Origin of the sequence: Agaribacterium haliotis, assembly GCF_002312815.1 — a bacterium.
In the GTDB taxonomy this organism is placed as follows: Bacteria; Pseudomonadota; Gammaproteobacteria; order Pseudomonadales; family Cellvibrionaceae; genus Agaribacterium; species Agaribacterium haliotis.
On sequence record NZ_NKQJ01000003.1, the window covers coordinates 203400 to 223679 of the forward strand.

Sequence of the window (20280 nt, forward strand, 5' to 3'; positions counted from 1 at the left end):
ATAACCGAGCGTTTTTAACAAACACCTAACCATCCTCTTAATTTTTTAATGCAGCCTTAGGCCAATAATCATCCATACGTTTAATCGCTGCGCCTTCATACTGGCGTTTAAGCTGCCAGGCTGGGCGCTCTAGCTTCAACTCCCAAGCAAACAAGATTTTGTATAATCTGGCACTTAGCTCTGGGTGGCTAGCAGCCAGATCGTTCGTTTCTCCCGGGTCGTTTTTGATATTAAACAGCATCGCTTGTCGGTCGGGAAAACGCAGCAACTTCCAATCGCCGTGGCGCACTGCTGCACGTACTTCTTTTTTCCAAAACAAAAATTCATGTGGCGCCTGTGTGTTTTCACCAGTTACAAAGGGCTTTAAGTCGACACCGTCGAGATCAGCCGGGGCTGACGCTCCTCCGGCCGCGCGGTAAAAGGTCGGCAGTAAATCGAGTAAACTCACCGCTTGATCAAATGTCGAATTGGCGTGAGTTACACCCGGCCAGCGCATTAGCATGGGTACACGTATGCCGCCTTCAAGATGATTGGCTTTGGTACCGCTGAAAGGCGCATTGTCGGAAGCATTGTGATCACTAGGGCCACCGTTGTCGTTTGTGAACACCACCAAAGTGTTATCCGCCTGGCCCTCTTGCTCAAGCGCACTCAGGATACGGCCGATGTTTTTATCCATATTCCACATCATCGCCGCGTAAATTTGCCTAGTCCCCTCAAGATCAGGGAAGCGTGCTAAGTCTTCAGGAAGGGCTTCCATTGGCGCATGTGGCGCCGTTAGCGAGACAAAGGCAAACCAAGGCTGATTTTTATTTTTTTTAATAAAATCAATGCTGGCGTCGGCCAGCGTATCGGTAAAATATTTATCACTTTCGGCATAAACAGAAAAGCCCCGCTCAAGAAAGTCCTCTTTGCGGTGGTTGGGGTTCTGTTCAGAAAATGGGTAAAAGCTGCGAGCGCCGCCGCGAAAACCGTAAAACTCATCGAAGCCGCGCTTCATCGGGTGGAAACGATCGGCATTGCCTTGGTGCCACTTGCCAAACAGCGCCGTTCGATAACCTTGCTGCTTGAGGTAATCGGCCATAGTAAGTTGATCTAAGGGCAGGCCCATGGCATCTCCGTGCGTGCCGGACAGGCTCATATAGCCAGGGACATTGTTCTCTTCGTAACCAAAGCGCTGCTGATACTTGCCCGTTAGCAGACCCGCGCGCGAAGGCCCACACACAGCGGCACTCACGTAGGCCTGTTTAAAGCGCAGCCCCTGAGAAGCGAGCTGGTCGAGTTGGGGAGTGAGAATATCCTTGCTGCCGTGAAAACCAAAGTCAGCGTAACCTGCGTCGTCACTAAGTATAAAAAGAATATTGGGTTGTTGCGCAAAGGCACTGCTTGCAAATAAGCAGCAACATAGGAGGATGCGAGCGAAAAGGCCGCTTATACCAACCGGCTTGTGCGCATGGCGCGAAGATGTCATTAAACGGCTCTCTTGTTATCGTGATATGCGAGTTGTCATGAAACTATTCCGAAGGCAGTTTTCGAAGGCACCGAACTAGGTGCTCAAGCTAACATACTTTCAACACGCATCACTGTCCGATAACACTGTCCGACAAGGCCAATTTGATATACATCGACACTATCGGTCTACACTATCGACCGATACTATCGACCTACACCACCAACCGACACTAGGCCCGCTCGTCTCACTGCAAAGCCAGCAGCATGGTAACTTTTAAGCCCCCTCCGGTTCTGTTCTCAAGCGCCATGCTGCCGCCGTGAGCCCGAACGATCTCACGACTCAGCGCCAGGCCCACACCACTGCCCTCGGCTTTGGTCGAGAAAAACGGCAGTAACGCTTGTTTTAATACACTATCACTCATGCCCCGACCGCGATCTTTAAGTGTTATTTGGCTGTATTTATCGGTCTGTGTGACGCTTAACTCAATATCTTTTACCGCCGAGCCTGAGTCATGAGCATTCTTTAGCACATTGATTAATACTCGCTCCAACTGGGCTGGATCAAAGAAGCCGGGCGATTTTGGCAAATTATCCCTGACAACAAACTCATAGCTTGCCTTTAGCGATTCAATAAAGCCCCGCCAAGGCACACTGACTTTAGTCGGTAACGGCAACTTGGCAAATGCTGAATAACCATCAATAAAGTGATTTAAGTTGTTACATCGATCAATGATGGTTGAGAACACGGTATCTAAGCTATCAAGGCGCTGCTTAGCCATCGCCATCTGCCCACTTTGAGCCATAGACATAATCGGCGCGATGCTATTATTTAACTCGTGGCTCACCACTTTAATTGTCGTACGCCACACATCTGCTTCTTTCGCTGAAAACTGTTCAGATAGATCTTTAATTAATACAATTGAAACCAGGTCTGCACCAGTTAAAAACTCACCGCGAGAAGCTAAACACTGCCTATAGCCCGAAGCCGTATGCAGGTTAAAAACCAGTTCCGACCGACTATTTAGCCGCAGATCAAGCCCGGCCTGTAGCGAACAGAGATAAATCGATAACAGCTCTCCCGAGTCAGGAGATCTGTGCCCAAGCAACGTTTCAGCTAAAGTATTGTGATGAAAAATATGCCCATCTTCATCGGCAAGAAGAATTAAAACATTGGCATTTTGCATTACGTTTTCAAACAACAATTCCTTCTGTTGTATCTTTATTTGCTCTTCATGCAAAGCATCCGCACACAGATTATAAAGATCGTTTAACTCCTGTTCCTCGCGGCAGCCCGATTTAGCCAAACGCACACTAAAGTCAGAATCCTTAAAGAACTCCAAGCCCTGACGCAGAGCCTGATAAGCCCCCTGTTTGGGGCGAAGCAGCAAAGCCAAAATAGCCGCAACAGACACAGATAAAAATGCGGTTAGCACTACAACAAGAACAAAGGCAAAGCCCTGCATCAGCAAAATTAGGCCAAGCAGCTGTATAAGAAAAACGATAAAAAACAGCCCTAAAAAAAGCTTCAAGCGGTCGAACCTCTCTAGCTAATTATTTTTATGTAAATCATACCGTTCCATGCGCCGATACAGGGCCTGGCGACTCAAACCCAATTGCCTCGCGGCGACCGAAACCACACCACCACTTAGTTCAAGCGCGGCTTCGATTATATCTTTACTGGGCTCAACAAAAACGGGGCTAGCGGCCCGTTTATTTTTTCGCACGTCGATTGAGAAGTCAGAGATATGCAACTCTTTATCCGCTGCAAGCAACTTTGCGCGCTCAACACAGTTCTCAAGTTCACTCACGTTACCCGGCCAGTCGTAGTTTTGCAAAGCTTTGGGCGCATCTGGCGCAAGGCTATAAACACTGCCAAGGAAGTGGAAAATAAGTGGCAAGATATCCTCTCGTCGCTGTTTTAAAGCAGGTAGTTCAAGCTCAATCACATTCAAACGATAAAAAAGGTCTTCTCTGAACCCACCGGCCTCAATCACTTGCTTAAGATCAGCATTTGTTGCGCTAATCACCCGCACATCGACTTTGACGATCTCATTTGAGCCCTGTCGTTCAAGCTCGCCAGTCTGTAGAAGATTCAGCAGCTTTACCTGCGCCTCCAGCGACAACTTGTCGATTTCATCCAGAAATACCGTGCCAGCGTGCGCACGCTCAAGCAAGCCCACTCGATTTTTGTTGGCATCCGGAAAAGTGCCAAGCTCTGCGCCAAATAGCTCCGCTTCCATAGACTCCCTCGGCAGAGCGGCGATATTTACACGAATAAACGCTTGTTTATTTCTCCTTGAGTTCTTCTGGATAATCTCCGCGATCTTCTTCTTGCCCGAACCGTTTGGCCCGGAAATTATCACCGAGGCCGAAGATGCCGCTATGCGAGTAGCGATGTCAACTAAGCGATGCATAGATTCACTAAAATAGACCAAGCCACATAGGTCGTATTTTTTCTGAAGCCCCATACGAGAATCCATCAAAGCCTGCTCTTTTTTTTGTTTTTCTCGCTGCAGCTCTCGAAGTTCGAGAAAATTCTTCACAGACAACAATAACTTGTTGTTGTCCCAGGGCTTTGAGAAGTAATCCGCAGCCCCACCTTTAACCAACGCAACCGCCGCCTCCACCTGCGTCCACGATGTCATTAACATAACCGGGATATCGGCCTGTAGTGACCGGATCGAACGATACAGCAGTTCCCCCTCACATCCAGAAGTTGTATCTTCACTGAAATTCATATCCTGAATAACAAGATCAATATCTTCATCTTCTCTCAGGTATTTAAGCCCGGCTTGCGGTGTAAGCGCATAAATGCTGTCTATATCATTAAGTGCCAGCAGGTGGCGTATTGCTTCACAGACTGCGGAGTTATCGTCAATGACAAGTACTTTACTCATACTTATTCCCACCTGAGGCTCTGGGCAAAATCACGTTTTATACTCCTGCTAACGACCGGAAATACCGAAAAATAAAATACTGCAAGTACCCAACAAGCGGCACTCAACAAATACAATACGCTAAATGATATAAATTCTTCGAATGAAAAGCGTAAAACCAGATACACAAGCAGCGACAACAAACAAGCCAGAAACAGCAATAAGCCCAACTCACTAATGCCATCTCGAACAAGGCGCTTTTTAGATGCCCCCATTGCATAGCGCAGTGCAATTGAAGCGCCCTGCTTATGTACGTGCATTTCAGCAAAGGCATAGGACGAAAAGGCACAAAGCACAGTTAGCAGAACAATAACCGAAGAGAACAACTTAATTAGCTCAAAATCACGTTCGTAGACCCGGCTTTGCTGCTGAGAGATTGAAACAGGCTCACCCACAGAGCGCTTATCATTACGCCGTACTAATTGCTCGCGAAGCTTGTCTACCAGCATATCTGCGTTTTCACTTTTCACATTTAGCCAATAATAACGAAACTTTCTTACGACAGTATCGGGCGCTAAAAAAGCACTTTTTCCATACGGCGATTGAGGCTCAGCAATAAAATCGTCAAGCACTGCAATAACCTCAAAAACTGGCCCGTCTACACCGCTGAAATACCTACCTAAGGCTGACTCACCAGAAAATAACTCTAAGGCTAAGGTCTGGGTAATCATTGCTTTCGCAAACTGCGTATTTGGCTGATACTCGCTGCCGTATAACTCACTCGGATAAAAGTTTCGCCCGGCACGGATTTTTAAACCTAAAGCATTGGCACCATCAGTATCGACCCCAAAAAAGTAAGCGCGAACGGCATTTATATCTTTCTCACCCTGCTCAGATACTACAAAGCGATAAAAAAAGGATGAAAACACTCGATCGGACATCGGCAAAGCATAAGATGAGCTAGCAAAATCCACTCCGGGGTATGAGCGAATAAAACCCAGATCTGACTCAACAAGCTCATTTAGATCCAAGTGTTTATGGTAAGGCTGCATATGTATCGAATAAAAGCTATCTGCAATACCCGAAGACCGCGAAACTTTGACCACATGCTCTGCAACAATATCGATGGATATCGCCATTAGATGTATTGCCAGAACCATCTGCAACACCAACAATAGCGACAGTAAACGATGGCGAAAAATCATTTTTAATAGATGGTTTATTAGCAACATAAAAACAAGTTAAGCGCCACGCAGTAACTGCGCAGGTTTTTTACTTAGCAAGAGCGTCATGGGAATAAAAACCACTAGAAACGCACACAAGCACAGGGCGGAGATCAGCAACAGAAGGTCCATAGAAGCATAACGAACATCAAGCTGCCCGCCCGGAAGTTTCTTTAATACAGAAACAAATAGTGGCGACAGCAATAATGCTAAAAGCATGCTCGATACAGAAAACACCAAAGCTTCAAGCACAAAGCGCCATAGTACCTCCGTATTGCGCGCACCTAATGCGCGATGCAAGCCGACCCTAAAGCTAATGTGCTGCTGGCGCACAAATACAAGCATGGTCGAGTTGACAAAACACAGCAGTAAAAAAACACTCGATGAAAGAAAAGTGAGTACGATAGTGTTGTTCACAACCCGGTACATTTTTAACACCTGATCCGGTGTTTTAAGTTCAAAGCGTTCGGACCGAAATGGGCGCCCCAAGGTGATTTGGCGAGCGATATAGTTTGTTAAAAATTCCTGATACTTCATTTTTGCCGCTCGATCAGGAAAATACAGCCAAAGTTGCAGCCAGCCCGTCTCGCTGTGTACTAATTTGTCGAAGGTGTTGTAGTGAACCCTGCCCTGCCAGCTTTCAAAGCTCCCCCAACTGCCCAACTTATTTTCTATGGCGAGCTCAAACGGAAGGTATAAGCCATCTTGATAACCGAAGGGCCCGGTACCGAGGTCATGTACTTTGGGCTTTGGTGACCACGTATCAAGCACACCGACAACTTCATAAACCTGATCAACAAAAATAACCTCTTCACCGACACTATTTTTGCCTTGAAAGAGCCGGTCGTTTAACTCTTTAGACAATACAACTACGTGCTTCTTATTTTTATCATCACTACTTGACCACGCCCCTCCAAAAAGGAAACTCACGGGGAAAACACTAAAAAAACCAGAGCTCGTTGCCCTGGCCGGCGTTGATACATGTAAACGAGCGCTGTCCGCTGTGATATTGCCACCGGTCTGATACATAAGTGCAGTTGCCGGCGTCAGCTCTGAAGCAGCCAACGCTGAGGCATCGGTATAACTTAAATATCTCGGCAGGGTATCGCCATAATCGTAATCGGAGCTAGTTGACCAGTGGTCAATTTGCAGCAGGAAAATCGTATCGTTGATTTCAGACAACGGGTTGAAAGCAACAGCCCGGTACAGAAGAAGCGCACTGACAAAAATAGACATACCCAGCGCCATGGAAAGAAGCACTGCAATCGCGGAAGGCCAGGTATCGATAAAGCTGAAAAAAAAGCTGCGCAGATAAAAACGGATCAGTCTCACGTTTCGCGCCACTCACTGTGAACAATCTGTTTAAAATCGATCAAACGACCATCGACAATTTGCAGACGGCGACGGCTCTTTCTTGCCAACGCTAAATCGTGGGTAACCAGAATAACAGTGGTGCCATGCTCGTTGATCTGCCTTAATACATTCACTATTTTTTTTGCCGATACTGAATCGAGATCCCCTGTAGGCTCATCGGCAAGTAATAACTTAGGTTTGCCTACCAGCGCGCGCGCGATGGCCACCCGCTGCTGCTGCCCGCCCGAAAGCTGCTCAGGTTTGTGTTGACGGCGGGACTCCAGAGCTAAGCTGGCGAGCACCTCTTCGATCGCCTGCTTGCACTGGCTTTTCCCCCAGCCTCGATAAAGCAGCGGCACTTCAATATTTTGATAAACCGTTAGCTCTGGAATAAGGTGAAAGCGCTGAAAGATAAAGCCAATTTTTTCACTTCTAAGCCGAGCCAGACGCTCATCGCTTAGCTTAGAGACATTCTCACCATCTAGAAAATATTCACCGTCATCATAGCTATCAATAAGGCCTGTGATATTTAAAAATGTGCTCTTACCCGAGCCGGATGGCCCTGTCACGGTAAGAAATTCACCGGCCTCAAGCTCAAGGTCAAAATTACTAAGTGCTCGGGTCTCGACTATGCCCGAACGGAAACTTTTACTCAGTTTCTTCATCACCAACATTATCAGTGGCCAACCTTAAGCCTGTATAACTGTGCAATTTTTAGACTTAGTATATCGCCCCAGGCTCAGCAGAAACAGGGCCGGTTAGGCTTGTGTAACAAAACCGGCATCCGCATATCGAACGGACAGCAAAATCGGACATCAGAACAAAAAGGCCTAAGGCCCTGTGAACACGAACTAATTAACCAAAACAATGCTGGCGCCGGCATCACAATAGTTCTTAGTTTTTATTTTCATCACTCGGCTGCTTTGAACGCCAACGATAGCGTAAATCCACCGTTTGACTGGTGCCGGATGCTGCCTCAAGCGATAAGTTACGATTGAGGCGATATTCCATCACCAGTTGCGCCGAATTGTTTATTAAACCGTAAAGGTATTTGATATAGAGCTTGTCACTGACCTGTTTGCCAAGGGCAACGTTTGTGGTGTTCTCGCTGTCACTTTCCAATGAAACGCTCGTTAAGCCAAGTTTTTGCCCGGCGCTGTCGAGACTTTCAAGGCCGCGGCTCATACCCAGGGTCAGGGCCGCGTTATGTAACTCCTGAGCCGCCAGCTGGCCCTCACCCATAATCGGCTGGCCACTAAGTAAATACGAAAGCTTGGCGGCATTGCTCATACTCGGGCTGGAATAAAGCCGGGTTTCAGGCTCGTCGGCACTGCCGCTCAACTCTATGCCAACCACAGCTTCGGTAAAATCGCGTTCAGCTTTTAAACGGATTAGCGGGTTTTCAAGATCACCGGTAAAAATAAGTTGCCCGGTCTCAATATCCAGGCGCTGGCTGTAGCGCTGGTAGGTACCATCTACAAGCTCCAGCGTGCCAACACCGCGTAAATTATTGCTGCCACTTAACTGAAGCTGCCCCTCAACTTCGGTATCCAAACCAAAAGCGGAAAAGTGCACATTGTCGACTAAATCAAGGCGCAAGTTTAAAGTCAGTGGTATCTCCTGTTTTTTCTGCTGCTCAACACCAATAATTTCTTGATCTTTGCTTACCCGGGTCGCCGAGGCAGGCAACTCTTCTAGTTTCATTGAGGAGTCTTTAATTTCCAGCTGGCCATCTAACAATAAACCATCTAAATTGCCCGACAGTTTCATATCTACATCACTGAGCAGTTGCAACTGCGCACCATCAATCAATGTTAAGCGATCGCCTTTCAACCACAGCTGTATATCACTTAACTTTTGCTCAAACTCCTGAGCTCGCAAATCGAGGTGCCCGCCAATTTCTGCCTTGCCTTTACCGACATTGCCCGAACCGGCAAGCACAGCTTGCTCTTGATCAACATTTAAATTTAGCTGCCACTGACTAAGCTCAGTATTAGATGATGGCAATACAAAAGACAGTTCTCTTACCGAGGCTTGACAAATAAGTTCCGGAGCAGGTAAGACACCTTGAACTTTAAGATTCGCCACCAGCCTTCCGTTTAACTGCTCAAGCTCGGGAAAGAATAACTCAAACGTTTCAAGAGACTGCCAATCCAGCTCCAATTCACTACTTAAACCCGCTGCACTGCGCTGATCCGACGCCGGGTTTAAGCTTGTAGCCTGCTCAGGGCGCACATAAGTTCCCTTTGTAAACAAACGGTCATTTTGCTCACTGAGTAACTCAAAACGCCAAAACTGCCGCTGATCACCCACACCTAAACGCAGCTCTGCGCTTGGGAAGCGCCAGTACTTGGCGGCCTGATCTTCGAATTCCTGCTGTTGATAAACCAGTGCAAGCTCGGGTGCTTGCACCAGCACACGAGCGCTCCAGTGCTCGTCGAGTTTTAACTGCCCGCGCGCATTAAGGTGGCCTTGAAAACGCCAGTCGGGATTTATTTTATTTAACCAGTAAGCAAGTGGGCTGCTTTTGTCATCCAAGCGAAAGTCACTGAACTCAAAATTAAGCAAACCCTGCCGATCAACAAACTGCGCTTCATTTAAACACAAACTGGCGTAGCCACGACGCTGCTTTAAACACGCTTGATACAGGGTTTGCTGTTTTTCGGACAGATCAAATTTAGCTGTTTGGGTTAAAGCCCAGCGGCCAAATCGGGGAGAGTTGATATTTAAGTTTTCTAACGATAACGCCCAATGTTGATGCCCGGACACATCTTTTGATTGAACATTTAGATTAAAATCCAAACGCTTTAAATACTCGGCAAATTCAGCGCGATCTGCCGGTTCTAACACGCGCAATTTTCCACTTAGCTGCTGTTGCTGCCAGTCACCGTCTAAGGCAAGTTTTACCCGAGCCTTAGCGAGGCTGCCATCATCGACAATAAAGCTTAACTTGCTAAGCTCACTTGCCCAGCTACTGCGATCGTTAAAATCCTCATAGGTTAACGTTGACTGAAGTTTTAGTGCGTCAAAACGCCAGCTGTCATAGCGCAAGGCCTCAGCATTGGCATTCACACTCAAAGTCTTGTTGTTTAAGTGCAGGCGAGCGTCCAAAAAGCCGTCTAGTGCCAAGGCCTCAAAGTTTGAGCTCAACCAGGCCAAATTAAGCTGCTTAATATCGACATCAAAGGCGCTCGGCTCAGCATTAACAAAAGCGGCATCCAGCTTGAGCCGACTCTTGTCATGCTCAAGCACTAAGTGCTGTAAAAACCAGCACAGCTTTTTATCACAGCGATTTAAAGCAAAGCTGCCACTGCCTTGATAACTGCGATTTTGAACATGCAGCTGTAGCGCCTTTGCATGCAACTGAGTAGACGCTGCGGAATAGTTAAACGCAGCGTCGACGTCGACGTCGACACTGACAGCACTTAAGTGACCGTCAAAGTTCAACCAGGGTTCAAGGCTGCGCGCAGTTAAATGCGTTAGCTGAAAATTGCTCTCTAAAAAAAATGATTCTTGCCAATCAAGAACAAGCTCACCACTTAGCTCACTATCACCGCGCTTTGCCTTAACTTGCTTAAACCAAAATCGCGGCTCGCTTAGACGATAGTTCGCACTGGCTTCAAGCTCGGCTACTTGCCCATCGTCACTGACCAAAGTGGCGCCAAGCTGAGATGTAAATACATCTTGATCAAAGCGCCACGGCCCGTCAATTGAAGCCTGTTGAATACCCTCAAGCCACGGCGGCGAAACACTCGACAAGTTCAGCTCGCCTACACAAGTAAAATTTACATCGCAATTTACACTCAGCTCGCTGTGGTTGTTTGCCAGCTTGCGCCCCTGCAAGCTGTTTAACCAGAGCTCGGCTTCAGCAGCTAACGCCTTTTGCAAGTGAAGCTGCAATTTTGCTTTGCCGCTTTGCTTTAACCAAAGAAACTGTTTTATATCAAGTTCAAGCAAAGCGCGGCGATAATTCGCTGAAAGTACGGTTTTTTCCAATTGGAATTGACTTTGGCCTGCCAAGACCAGCTCAAAGTCATTTAAACGAAACTCGCCGACAACGACTGTTCCAAGTGGCGCAAATTCATCAAAACCTGAAAAATTTAATTTGCCATCTGCCTCTTGCGCATCAAGCTCAACACGCAAACCGTCGACAACAAGCTCGGATACAAAAACTGTTTTTGCAAGCAGCGCCATCGGCTGCCAACGAAATGCGCAGCGCCGGCATAAAATATTTTGTTTTTCCAGCTCGACATGCAACTGTTCAAATGCCAGCCCCTGCCACAAGTTACCGTCGAGTTTACTGTAGCGCAGTTCAATAAACTCCAGCGCATCAATATAAGCCAAGGCCCAGCGCGCGCCGCGCTCGCTGTGCAGCAAAAATACGCCAAACGCCGTCACACTTAGCATAAAGAACAAGATCAATAAACTTAAGTAATAGCGCAGCTTCACAGATCGACCCCGACAGAAAAGTGAATGGCGTAGTCACTGTCGGGATCATCCAGCGGTTTAGCCAGATCAAAGCGCAGCGGGCCTATGGGTGATCGCCAGCGCAAGCCCAGGCCCGTGCCCCGACTAAAATCGGCTTCGCTATCAAAGGCAGTACCAACATCAAAAAAAGCCGCCGCATACCAGGGCCCTTTTATCGGGTGATCGAGTTCAACACTGCCGACCAATAAATGACTACCACCTTGAACCACACCGTTTTCGTCTTCTTCACCGATGGAGTTGTAGTCGTAACCGCGCACGCTGTTGTCGCCACCGGTGAAAAAACGTATTGACGGCGGCAATTGAAAAAATTCACGCAGTGCTGTTGTACCAAATTGGCCGCGATTAATCAGGCGCAGCTTGGAACCGAGAGGAACAATGGATTTAGCATAGGCGCGAAACTGCACAAACTGAGTATCGGAAAAAAACCGGTCGGAGCTTGTCAGCAGCTCTGTTTCAACCCGCAGCCCCAGGCGGGTGAAACTTGGGTTATCTAACCACAGATAGTTCAAGCCGCCGGAGGGAATCAACAACTTTGAATTTTCATCTTGCTGGCCCTGAACCTGATATAGGTCGCGCTGGAAACTAAGCGCGGCAAACCAGTTCCACTGCTCGTTTAACTTTGAAACATAACGCGATCCGGCGGTATAGGTTCTACTCAAATACGAGTCAGTTTGTTCACGCAGATAACCGAGCTGGTTATCCAACCACTGCTCTGCGGGATCGGTGAGCGGAATGCGATAGTTAAATTTTACTTCACTTAAATCTTCAGACCAGAGGCTGTGAAAAGCCCAGCTGTGACCGGCGCGATTGACATAGTGATCATCGAGACGAAAACTCACGCGCGGGCCCTGATCGCTCGAATAACCGAGCCCGGTACTAAGTTGGTATTTACTGGCCATGGCCAGTTGCATAGCAATATCGGTATCGCCTTCATCTTGCTCAAAGCTCGGCTGCAGCAGTACAGATGAAAAATAGTTTTTGCTCTGCAGGCGCTCGTAGGCAAGATCGAGTTTTTCTTTGGTAAATACGGTACCGGGTTCAATACCTGCCAGGCGCGATACCAACGAGGTATCTAAAGCCGTTTGCGGCACTAGTAACTGGCCAAAATAAGATTTTGGCCCGGTATCAAGCTGCAGCAATAAGTACGCTTGATTATCCGACGGTGAAATCTGCATGCGGCTTTGCTGCCAGCGGCTCTGCCAATAACCGCGATTTTGCATCTGCTTTTGCACCGCGCGCTTGGCATCTTCGTAGTCACCGTGATTAAGTGGCTGGCCAACACTTAACTCAAGCCCTTGCTGCACATCGAGTAAACTTGCATCACTGCGCCCGGGGCCCAATAACTGAAACTGAATGTCTTCAATATAAACGCGCGGGCCCGGTTGCAAATCCAAGCTTAGTTGCCAGCAGTTGTTATCTGTGCGCCACTCGCGCTCGTAGTTAAGCTGGTAATAACCGAGTGCTTGCGCCGCAGCTTCAATCTGCTGTGGCAACTGCGCACTGGCACGCTCGAGCCGCCACGTTGGCGCGTCGCATGCTTCGCGCGCAAGGCTATCCAAATGCGCACGCACATTGGCTTTTAAGGCGTCACTGCCCCCGTGAATGCTTATTTCCGCGCGCGCACACAGGCTCAGCATCAAAGATGCTAATAAAAAAAAGCCGAGGCCAATATAGCGAGGTACAGTTTCAGCCGAGGCCCGCAATCGCGCGCCGACCAAAAGCAATAACAACAAGCAAGACAAGAACAACAAAAAGTCCCTTTCACATTATTTTGCATAAACAAACGTAAGCTTGGGTTTGCCATTGTAATGTTGTTTGTTCAGCGCTGCAGTTTTTTAGCTCTGCCGGCGCTTTTTGCCAATATCCAAACCCGGTACCGCTCACCTTTGGTGTGCATAAAACAGACAAACTTAAAACGGCTGCAAAAAATTGCGCAAGCACAAGGCCTGGCCTTAAAACATCGAGCCGTGTCATCAAAATTGCCTTAAAAGCAACTATGATGCGTGCGCGGGGATGAGCCCCGATGTGTTTTTATAGGAGATAACATGATTAAGCTGATTCGCAACAGCCTGGTATTAGGCTGTGCTTTTTTACCTCTTAGTGTACTTGCCGAGCAAAACAAGTACGAAGTTTTACACCCGTCGGTAAACTACCAGCCGTTTTACCCCGGTCTCGACCTGAACCAGCTCGAAAGCATGGAACTGAGCACGGAAAGCTCTGAACACAGCCCCGAAGACAAACTTACCCAGCTAAAGCTCGAGTTTCGCAACGCGACCGACTTGGTAGCCAAGAACTTTTCTTACGACGGTGCTAACTACCGCGCCATCGTTAACGGCGCCTGGGTGTATAAACAGGTTCTGGTAGAAGTCAGCGGCCCTGAGATTCACGCCGATGGCCCTGTTAACGTGCGCCTCTATGTGGTTGAGCAACAGAGTAACCTCAACAACCCCGGCCACAGTTTTGGCGCCGAGTTACTCAGTGCTGAAGGTCACGCCGAAGACATCACCCCCAATGCCCTGGCCGACGCCACAACAATTAAAATGCAAGGCAAGAACCTTAATTTGCGGCTGTACAAACGCATCGAGCGCGATCGCATGAGCGGGCAACAGGGCTTTAAGGTCGAAACCCGCTGGCTCGGCCACGGCGACCGTGCCTTTTATGTTGCCGCTCCGTTCCCAGCTCCGGAAGCCGAGCGCTTTACCGCGATTGGCCTCGACATCCAGAGTGAAATATTGCCCGAAGGCGAGACGGAGTTTTTGTTCCAGATTCGCTACGAAGATGAATTCGGTGGGCAAACCACTACACCACTGGAGCCGCTGCGCCCCTATTTGGACCAAGCCTACGGCGCGGCTTACCCCTCTCCTTAACTTAATTAAGTTAATAAGCATAAAAACCAGCCGGCCCGCATAAAACGGCCGACTGGTTTTTCTAATTAGACTACGCCCTCATTTGTCTTAAAGCTAAGCCCCGCACTAGGCCCTAACGCTTATTTCTAAGCAAACCTATAGCGTGCGGTCGCAAATAAGAACGCCGACACAAACAGCAGTGGCTCGGTTGTCGGCGCAACTTTCAACTTGCTATAGTCGTGCGGCCCTCAATGTATGCAATAAGACCGCAAGATGCCCGAGCTTTGGTTATTTATTAGTTTGACGTTTTTTGTCTCCGCCAGCCCCGGGCCGGCGATGTTAACCTGCCTTGCCGACGGCGCTCGCTTTGGCCTGCGCCACACTGTGTTTACCATGCTTGGCATAAGCTGTGGCAATCTTATCCTTATCTGCCTGAGCGCCCTGGGTTTGAGTTTTTTGCTGTCGGCGTATCCTGCGGCGTTTAGCGCTGTTAAATATTTTGGCGCAGCTTATCTCGCCTGGCTCGGCCTGCGCCTGGCCTTTAGTGGTATCGACAACATTGACCTGGCAACAATCAAAGTTCACCGCCACAAACTTTTTGCCAAAGCCATGCTTATTGCCCTCGGCAATCCCAAAGGCCTAATCTACTTTGGCGCCCTGTTTCCACAGTTTATAGACCCGGCCAAACCGGCGCTCGGCCAGCTTATTGTGTTATCTAGCCTGTGTATCAGCATCGACATGCTGTGGATGAGTATCTACGCCGGCGGCGGCAAGTTATTACTAAAGTGGCTGCAAACGCCAGTTTTTAGGCGTATATTCAATATTAGTTGTGGTTCAGCCTTATTAGTTGCCGCAGTATTTTTGAGCTTAAGTAATATAAGTTAGCGACAACTAGCGCCGAAGTTCAGCAATCTAGCCCTTAGTTCACCGCGCACGTGGAGGTAGGCAATGCCAGTTCTTCAGCTCAATGCTCAGGACAAGCGAGAGATCCAGGATTTTTTGCAGCAATTAACCCAGCTAAGCGGCAGCGCAAGGCAGTCCTTTCTTATTCACTTTGCCAGCACCAACGATGCCACTTGGCAGCAGCACTTACGCAACCAACGGCGCCCTATTTATTGGTGGATAGGCATCGTGCAGATGCAAATGCAGATGGGTATATGGGGGCGAGCTTACAAAGCTTGCGCCGACGCACGTGCACATATGCTCAGGGAACTGTGTGATTTTCTGGTTGAGCGCGAACTCGGCGACAGCCAGCTCGGTTCGCCACTTTTACTTGCGCAGTTGCGCTACAACCTCAAACACTTCCGCCACGACTGCATGCGCGGCTTACTTGCCAGCCACTGTCAGGCGAGCTCAATGAGTGATAGCGAAGTTGAAAACCAGCTTGCCATCAGCAGCTACGGCGCTGCCATTCGCTGTATTAGCCGCGGCCACACCAGTTATCAGGCCATCGTGCAAAGTTTGATTAACAGCCGCCCGGAACAGGCGCCCGTTTGGCTGCCCCAGGCCAGCTACGCGGCCAAACCCGGTGAAGAAGCCGGGCTGGCCAGCACCCTGCAAAACGCGATCAATGCCGCCATCAGTTACAGCGACCTGCGTCAGGCGCCGCGAGCGCTTTACCAGTTTTGCTCATCGCCGGCGCTATTGGCTCTGCCGCGCTAGCGCTGAGCTAAACCCTGGGGCGGTTTATTTCACCTCTTCGCCGTGCGCTTGCTTGTCGGCGTGATAGCTCGAGCGCACCAGCGGCCCGCAGGCGGCGTGCTTAAAGCCGAGCTCTTTTGCCAGCTCGCTGTACTCGTCAAATTCCTCAGGCGTTACGTAGCGCTCAACCGGCAGGTGGTCTTTTGACGGCTGTAAATACTGGCCAATAGTCAGCATATCGATGTCGTGTTTGCGCATATCGCGCATGACTTCAAAGATTTCTTCTTTTGTTTCGCCCAGACCCACCATCAGGCCGCTCTTAGTCAGCACATCGGCGCGGCGAGCTTTGTACTCTTGAAGTAACTTCAACGACCACTGATAGTTTGCGCCGGGGCGGCTCTGGCGGTACAGGCGCGGCACTGTCTCTAAGTTGTGGTTAAAGACATCTGGCGCTTCTTTTTCAAGTATGTCGAGCGCGACTTCCATGCGTCCGCGAAAATCGGGCACTAAGACTTCAACCTGTAAATTTGGGCTGCGCTCGCGCGACTCGCGTATGCAATCGGCAAAGTGTTGGGCACCGCCGTCGCGCAGATCGTCGCGATCGACCGAGGTAATCACAACGTATTTGAGCTTGAGCTCGGCAATGGCTTCGGCCAGGTTTATTGGCTCTTTGGGATCGAGAGGGTTTGGCTTGCCGTGGCCCACATCGCAGAACGGGCAGCGGCGAGTGCAGATTTCACCCATGATCATAAACGTGGCGGTACCACCGCTAAAACACTCACCCAAATTGGGGCAGCTCGCCTCTTCACAGACGGTGGCCAAACCGTTTTTGCGCAGCAGTTTTTTAATGCGCTCCACCTCGGGCGACGTCGACACGCGGATACGTATCCAGTCGGGCTTGCGCAGTAGTTCATCACTGGCGATGACTTTGACAGGAATACGCTCAACCTTGTCGGCATCGCGCAGCTTTTCACCCTGCTTCAGGCGGCGGGTACGTTTTACAGGAACGCTAGACTCTTCAGACATATAACTTCTTTAGGCGGCGATGTTTTGAGCGTGTGGCTCTAACATTCGCGCGATGATTGTTCGTCAAATTAGATGGCGGTGGGCCAGGGCGCTGTCGTGCGGCACTGCTCACCGGGCTCGTAGCCCAAAATTCGGCCGAGTATTGTAGCGTAATCGGCCTGGAATTGCTTGAAACTCGGCAGCGCCTGCGCGGGCAGTAGATCGGCCAGCTGCACCATGCTCATGCCGGGATATCCGCAGGGGTTAATGCGCAAAAACGGGCTGAGATCCATATTGTAATTGAGGGCAACCCCGTGAAAACTGCGGCCGTGGCGCACACGCAGGCCGAGCGAAGCCAACTTGCGCCCGTCGACATAGACCCCCGGAGCATCCGCTTTGGGCGCTGCTTCTATGCCATAGCCGGCCAACAACTGCACAACAGATTCTTCGATTGCGCTTACCAGCTCGCGCACACCCATCTTGCGACGCTTGAGATCGAGCAACACATAGGCAACTAACTGACCCGGGCCGTGGTAGGTGACCTGCCCACCCCGGTCACTTTGCACCAGTGGAATATCATCGCCGAGCGCTAGCAGGTGTTCGGCTTTGCCCGCCTGCCCCTGGGTAAAGACAGGTTCGTGCTCAAGCAGCCACAGCTCATCTCTATCGTTGCTGCCGCGCTGATCGGTAAATGTTTTCATTGCCGCCCAGCTATCGGCATAGACGCTGCGCCCAAGTTCGCGCACATTGAGTATCAAAACTTACAACACCATTTTAGTTTCGGCGATGGCCTTTAAGTCCATATGCAAAGCGTGCAACTGCTCAACCCCTGTGGCGGTAATCAGCACGGTGATTGAGCGAAAACTGCCTTTGGAGCTGGTTTTAATGCCTATGCGTTTGCGATCAAAACCCGGTGCGTGTTTTTCAACCACTTCCAACACACGCTCTTGGTAGATATCGCTGTGTTCGCCCATGATTTTGACAGGGTAGTCGGCGCAGGGGAATTCAATCTTGGGAGGTTCTTGCTGTGTCATTGCTGGTCCCAAACTAGCCTTCAATCATCAAAATTAACTCATCCCACATACGCGAGAAAAAGCCAGCTTCTTCAACCGAGCTCGCCGCCAACAGGGGCGCTTCGGCAACAAGTTCGCCATCGAGCTTTAAGCGCAGTAAACCAAGTTCTTGACCGGCTTGAACTGGCGCCTTGATCACTGTGTCAATTTCGCTTTCAAGGCTTAATTTGTCGCGAGCACCGCGGGGAATCGTTGCAACAACATCGTTGGCCAGCATTAAATCAACGCTGTCGACCGCTCCGCCCCAGACACGCTGGCTGAGGTCGGGAACCACCTGATTTTTGCTGTACAAGTTGTAGGTTTCAAAATAACGAAAGCCGTAGGCCAGCAGGCGCTGACTTTCAGCGGCGCGCGCCTCTTTGCTTTTGGTGCCGAGCACAACACTGATCAAGCGCATATCGTTGCGTTTTTCAGAGGCGACCAAACAGTAACCGGACTCTTTGGTATAGCCCGTTTTTAAACCGTCGACAAACTTGTTGCGAAATAAAAGCTTGTTGCGGTTGGGCTGGTTAATGCCATTAAATTTAAAATATTTTTCTGCGTAAATAGCGTAGTGCTCGGGGTGATCGTTGATCACCGCCTGGGCTAAGATTGCAAGGTCGCGCGCGGTGGTAAGGTGGCCGGGCGCCGGCCAACCTGTGGAATTGGCGTAGTTGCTGTGAGTCATACCAAGCAAGTGGGCTTGCTGATTCATGACATCGGCAAAAGCTTCTTCACTGCCGGCAACGTGTTCTGCAAGCGCAATCGAGGCATCGTTGCCACTTTGAATAATCACTCCGCGCATTAAGTCGATTACCTTGACCTCCATACGCGGCTCGAGCGCCATGGTTGAGCTGCCACTTTTAAAACCACCTTTACGCCAGGCGTTTTCACTGACCTGTACCAGGGTATCTTCGCTTAAGCGCCCGGCGGCAATTTCTTCGGAAATAATGTACGAGGTCATCATTTTGGTCAGGCTCGCCGGCGGCAGTTCCTGATCGGCATTGTGCTCAACCAATACCTTGCCACTGTTGGCGTCTATCAATATCCAGGCTTTTGCAGCCAGTTGCGGAGGCGCGGGCATCAGCACGGGCGCTGCGGCTTTAGCGACAGTTGCAGTACAAAAAACAAGGCTTAGCAAAACAAGCTTAAGTCGGCGCATGAAAACAAGTTCCCTAGTTTTAAAACGGGTAGCACAAGTAGAGACGGCGGATTGTAACACGCGAGCTATCGGACTGTGATGCCTGCAGCTAGCGCGCTTTTTGTGGCAGCGCTTTAAAGGCAAGTATCGACATTGCCCTGTGGCCAGTTATTTCAACACTCGATGTGCTTCTGCCAGGCCTTTATCAACAAGGGCTCGCTTAACAATTAACAGCGTTTTTTCGTCGGGCAGCGGGCCGATATTAACTCGATAAATAGCCTGCTCACTGGCATTGACACCCGCTTCAACCTGCACCGGCCACTGAGTCATGGTCGCCACTTGAAATTGTTTGGTTAACGCTGCCGCCTCTGAACTAAAAGCCCCAACCTGTAAATACGGCTTAAGCTCAGCGCCGGGCGCAGGCTCTGCTTTCTTTACCCCGGCCGTATCTGCCACTGCAGGCGTTGCAAGCGGGGAACTAGCCAAAGGCGCCTTGGGATTAGCAGCGGTATTAGCAGCGGTATTAGCAGTGGTTGTAGCTGTCGTTTCTGCTGTTTCCTGCTCGTGCTTAGGCGATGCGACCAATACGTCAACACCGCTATCTTCTGTAGGCTCTAGAATTTCGATATGTTCAACTTTGACGGTCGCCGTACCGTGGCGGGTATAACCGAGCTTCTGCGCCGCCGCATAACTTAAATCGATAATGCGACCGTGGGCAAACGGCCCCCTGTCGTTAACACGCACCACCACAGTTTTATTGTTGGCAAGGTTGGTCACTTTGACATAACACGGCAGCGGCAGCGTTTTATGCGCCGCCGTCATCGCGTACATGTCGTAGGTTTCGCCGTTTGAGGTCAAATTACCGTGAAATTTATTGCCATACCAAGACGCGATACCAACTTCGGCATAACCACTGCCCTCGTCCATCACGTGATAAACCTTGCCCTTGACTTTATAGGGGCTGATATTGCCCGCGCGTCTGCGTTTTTCGTAGCGCGGCACCGCATCGGGCACGTGGCTCATATCAATTTCTTGTTTGGGGCCACTGTCTTTTTCCGCTGTCGGAATAATATCGCGCAGGTGGGCGTACTCGTCTTTCTCGCTCGCGCTGCTTGTTTGGTTTTGTGCGCCCGGCTGAGTGCTGCAGGCGACAAGCAAAAACGCCGCGCAAAGTACGGTAGACAAACAAAGAATTCTGTTAGTTAA

General features: G+C 49.6%; 16 protein-coding genes. 3 read left to right on the forward strand and 13 right to left on the reverse strand.

Features of this window, described 5'->3' with window-relative positions:
- Nucleotides 1-37 precede the first annotated feature (37 nt).
- The 8 genes from CFK45_RS05380 to CFK45_RS05415 all read right to left on the reverse strand — a co-directional run bounded on the left by CFK45_RS05380 (nucleotide 38) and on the right by CFK45_RS05415 (nucleotide 13026).
- On the reverse strand, nucleotides 38-1468 hold the full coding sequence (locus tag CFK45_RS05380; protein ID WP_096085398.1) for a sulfatase: 1431 nt from the start codon (nucleotides 1466-1468) through the stop codon (nucleotides 38-40).
- Between the two features lie 226 nt (nucleotides 1469-1694).
- Complete coding sequence (locus CFK45_RS05385) at nucleotides 1695-2978, reverse strand: sensor histidine kinase (protein ID WP_096085399.1); 1284 nt, start codon at nucleotides 2976-2978, stop codon at nucleotides 1695-1697.
- Between the two features lie 18 nt (nucleotides 2979-2996).
- The gene (locus CFK45_RS05390) at nucleotides 2997-4346 is read right to left on the reverse strand and encodes a sigma-54-dependent transcriptional regulator (RefSeq protein ID WP_096085400.1); all 1350 of its coding nucleotides are present in this window, start codon (nucleotides 4344-4346) and stop codon (nucleotides 2997-2999) included.
- Between the two features lie 2 nt (nucleotides 4347-4348).
- On the reverse strand, nucleotides 4349-5557 hold the full coding sequence (locus CFK45_RS05395) for an ABC transporter permease (RefSeq protein WP_096085401.1): 1209 nt from the start codon (nucleotides 5555-5557) through the stop codon (nucleotides 4349-4351).
- 9 nt (nucleotides 5558-5566) lie between these two features.
- On the reverse strand, nucleotides 5567-6880 hold the full coding sequence (locus tag CFK45_RS05400; RefSeq protein ID WP_096085402.1) for an ABC transporter permease: 1314 nt from the start codon (nucleotides 6878-6880) through the stop codon (nucleotides 5567-5569).
- Entirely contained in the window at nucleotides 6877-7566 is a 690-nt protein-coding gene (locus CFK45_RS05405; protein WP_239923579.1) for an ABC transporter ATP-binding protein, read from the reverse strand. The genes CFK45_RS05400 and CFK45_RS05405 overlap by 4 nt, the downstream gene beginning before the upstream one ends.
- Nucleotides 7567-7795: 229 nt before the next feature.
- A complete protein-coding gene (locus CFK45_RS05410) occupies nucleotides 7796-11350 on the reverse strand; it encodes a translocation/assembly module TamB domain-containing protein (RefSeq protein WP_096085404.1) in 3555 nt (1184 codons plus the stop codon).
- Nucleotides 11347-13026 (reverse strand): autotransporter assembly complex protein TamA, encoded by a 1680-nt coding sequence (locus CFK45_RS05415; protein ID WP_143247482.1) that lies wholly within the window; start codon nucleotides 13024-13026, stop codon nucleotides 11347-11349. Before CFK45_RS05415 ends, CFK45_RS05410 begins: the two co-directional genes overlap by 4 nt.
- Nucleotides 13027-13434: 408 nt before the next feature.
- On the opposite strand from CFK45_RS05415, the gene CFK45_RS05425 reads away from it, so the two are divergent.
- From CFK45_RS05425 to CFK45_RS05435, 3 genes are all read left to right on the forward strand, one after another.
- Entirely contained in the window at nucleotides 13435-14256 is an 822-nt protein-coding gene (locus CFK45_RS05425; RefSeq protein ID WP_096085407.1) for a hypothetical protein, read from the forward strand.
- Between the two features lie 252 nt (nucleotides 14257-14508).
- Complete coding sequence (locus tag CFK45_RS05430) at nucleotides 14509-15120, forward strand: LysE family translocator (protein ID WP_096085408.1); 612 nt, start codon at nucleotides 14509-14511, stop codon at nucleotides 15118-15120.
- Between the two features lie 63 nt (nucleotides 15121-15183).
- Entirely contained in the window at nucleotides 15184-15897 is a 714-nt protein-coding gene (locus CFK45_RS05435) for a hypothetical protein (RefSeq protein WP_096085409.1), read from the forward strand.
- Between the two features lie 24 nt (nucleotides 15898-15921).
- On the opposite strand, the gene lipA is transcribed toward CFK45_RS05435, so the two are convergent.
- The 5 genes from lipA to CFK45_RS05455 form a co-directional block, all read right to left on the reverse strand.
- Complete coding sequence (gene lipA / locus CFK45_RS05440) at nucleotides 15922-16902, reverse strand: lipoyl synthase (RefSeq protein ID WP_096085410.1); 981 nt, start codon at nucleotides 16900-16902, stop codon at nucleotides 15922-15924.
- 68 nt (nucleotides 16903-16970) lie between these two features.
- Nucleotides 16971-17582, reverse strand: a complete 612-nt coding sequence (lipB, locus tag CFK45_RS05445; RefSeq protein ID WP_239923581.1) for a lipoyl(octanoyl) transferase LipB — start codon at nucleotides 17580-17582, stop codon at nucleotides 16971-16973.
- Between the two features lie 60 nt (nucleotides 17583-17642).
- The gene (locus CFK45_RS18545; RefSeq protein WP_192870736.1) at nucleotides 17643-17915 is read right to left on the reverse strand and encodes a YbeD family protein; all 273 of its coding nucleotides are present in this window, start codon (nucleotides 17913-17915) and stop codon (nucleotides 17643-17645) included.
- Nucleotides 17916-17928: 13 nt separating this feature from the next.
- Nucleotides 17929-19095, reverse strand: a complete 1167-nt coding sequence (locus CFK45_RS05450; protein ID WP_096085411.1) for a D-alanyl-D-alanine carboxypeptidase family protein — start codon at nucleotides 19093-19095, stop codon at nucleotides 17929-17931.
- 147 nt (nucleotides 19096-19242) lie between these two features.
- Nucleotides 19243-20259 carry a septal ring lytic transglycosylase RlpA family protein gene (locus CFK45_RS05455; RefSeq protein WP_158224608.1) on the reverse strand — a complete coding sequence of 339 codons (1017 nt, stop codon included), beginning with the start codon at nucleotides 20257-20259 and terminating at the stop codon, nucleotides 19243-19245.
- Between the last annotated feature and the right edge of the window lie 21 nt (nucleotides 20260-20280).

Bases quoted from the DNA above. Each gene is read 5' to 3' on its own strand.
- CFK45_RS05380 (WP_096085398.1), bottom strand. From the start codon at position 1,468: ATGACATCTTCGCGCCATGCGCACAAGCCGGTTGGTATAAGCGGCCTT.
- CFK45_RS05390 (WP_096085400.1), bottom strand. From the start codon at position 4,346: ATGAGTAAAGTACTTGTCATTGACGATAACTCCGCAGTCTGTGAAGCA.
- CFK45_RS05395 (WP_096085401.1), bottom strand. From the start codon at position 5,557: ATGTTGCTAATAAACCATCTATTAAAAATGATTTTTCGCCATCGTTTA.
- CFK45_RS05405 (WP_239923579.1), bottom strand. From the start codon at position 7,566: ATGAAGAAACTGAGTAAAAGTTTCCGTTCGGGCATAGTCGAGACCCGA.
- CFK45_RS05415 (WP_143247482.1), bottom strand. From the start codon at position 13,026: ATGCTGAGCCTGTGTGCGCGCGCGGAAATAAGCATTCACGGGGGCAGT.
- CFK45_RS05425 (WP_096085407.1), top strand. From the start codon at position 13,435: ATGATTAAGCTGATTCGCAACAGCCTGGTATTAGGCTGTGCTTTTTTA.
- CFK45_RS05430 (WP_096085408.1), top strand. From the start codon at position 14,509: ATGCCCGAGCTTTGGTTATTTATTAGTTTGACGTTTTTTGTCTCCGCC.
- CFK45_RS05435 (WP_096085409.1), top strand. From the start codon at position 15,184: ATGCCAGTTCTTCAGCTCAATGCTCAGGACAAGCGAGAGATCCAGGAT.
- lipA (WP_096085410.1), bottom strand. From the start codon at position 16,902: ATGTCTGAAGAGTCTAGCGTTCCTGTAAAACGTACCCGCCGCCTGAAG.
- lipB (WP_239923581.1), bottom strand. From the start codon at position 17,582: ATGAAAACATTTACCGATCAGCGCGGCAGCAACGATAGAGATGAGCTG.
- CFK45_RS18545 (WP_192870736.1), bottom strand. From the start codon at position 17,915: ATGACACAGCAAGAACCTCCCAAGATTGAATTCCCCTGCGCCGACTAC.
- CFK45_RS05450 (WP_096085411.1), bottom strand. From the start codon at position 19,095: ATGCGCCGACTTAAGCTTGTTTTGCTAAGCCTTGTTTTTTGTACTGCA.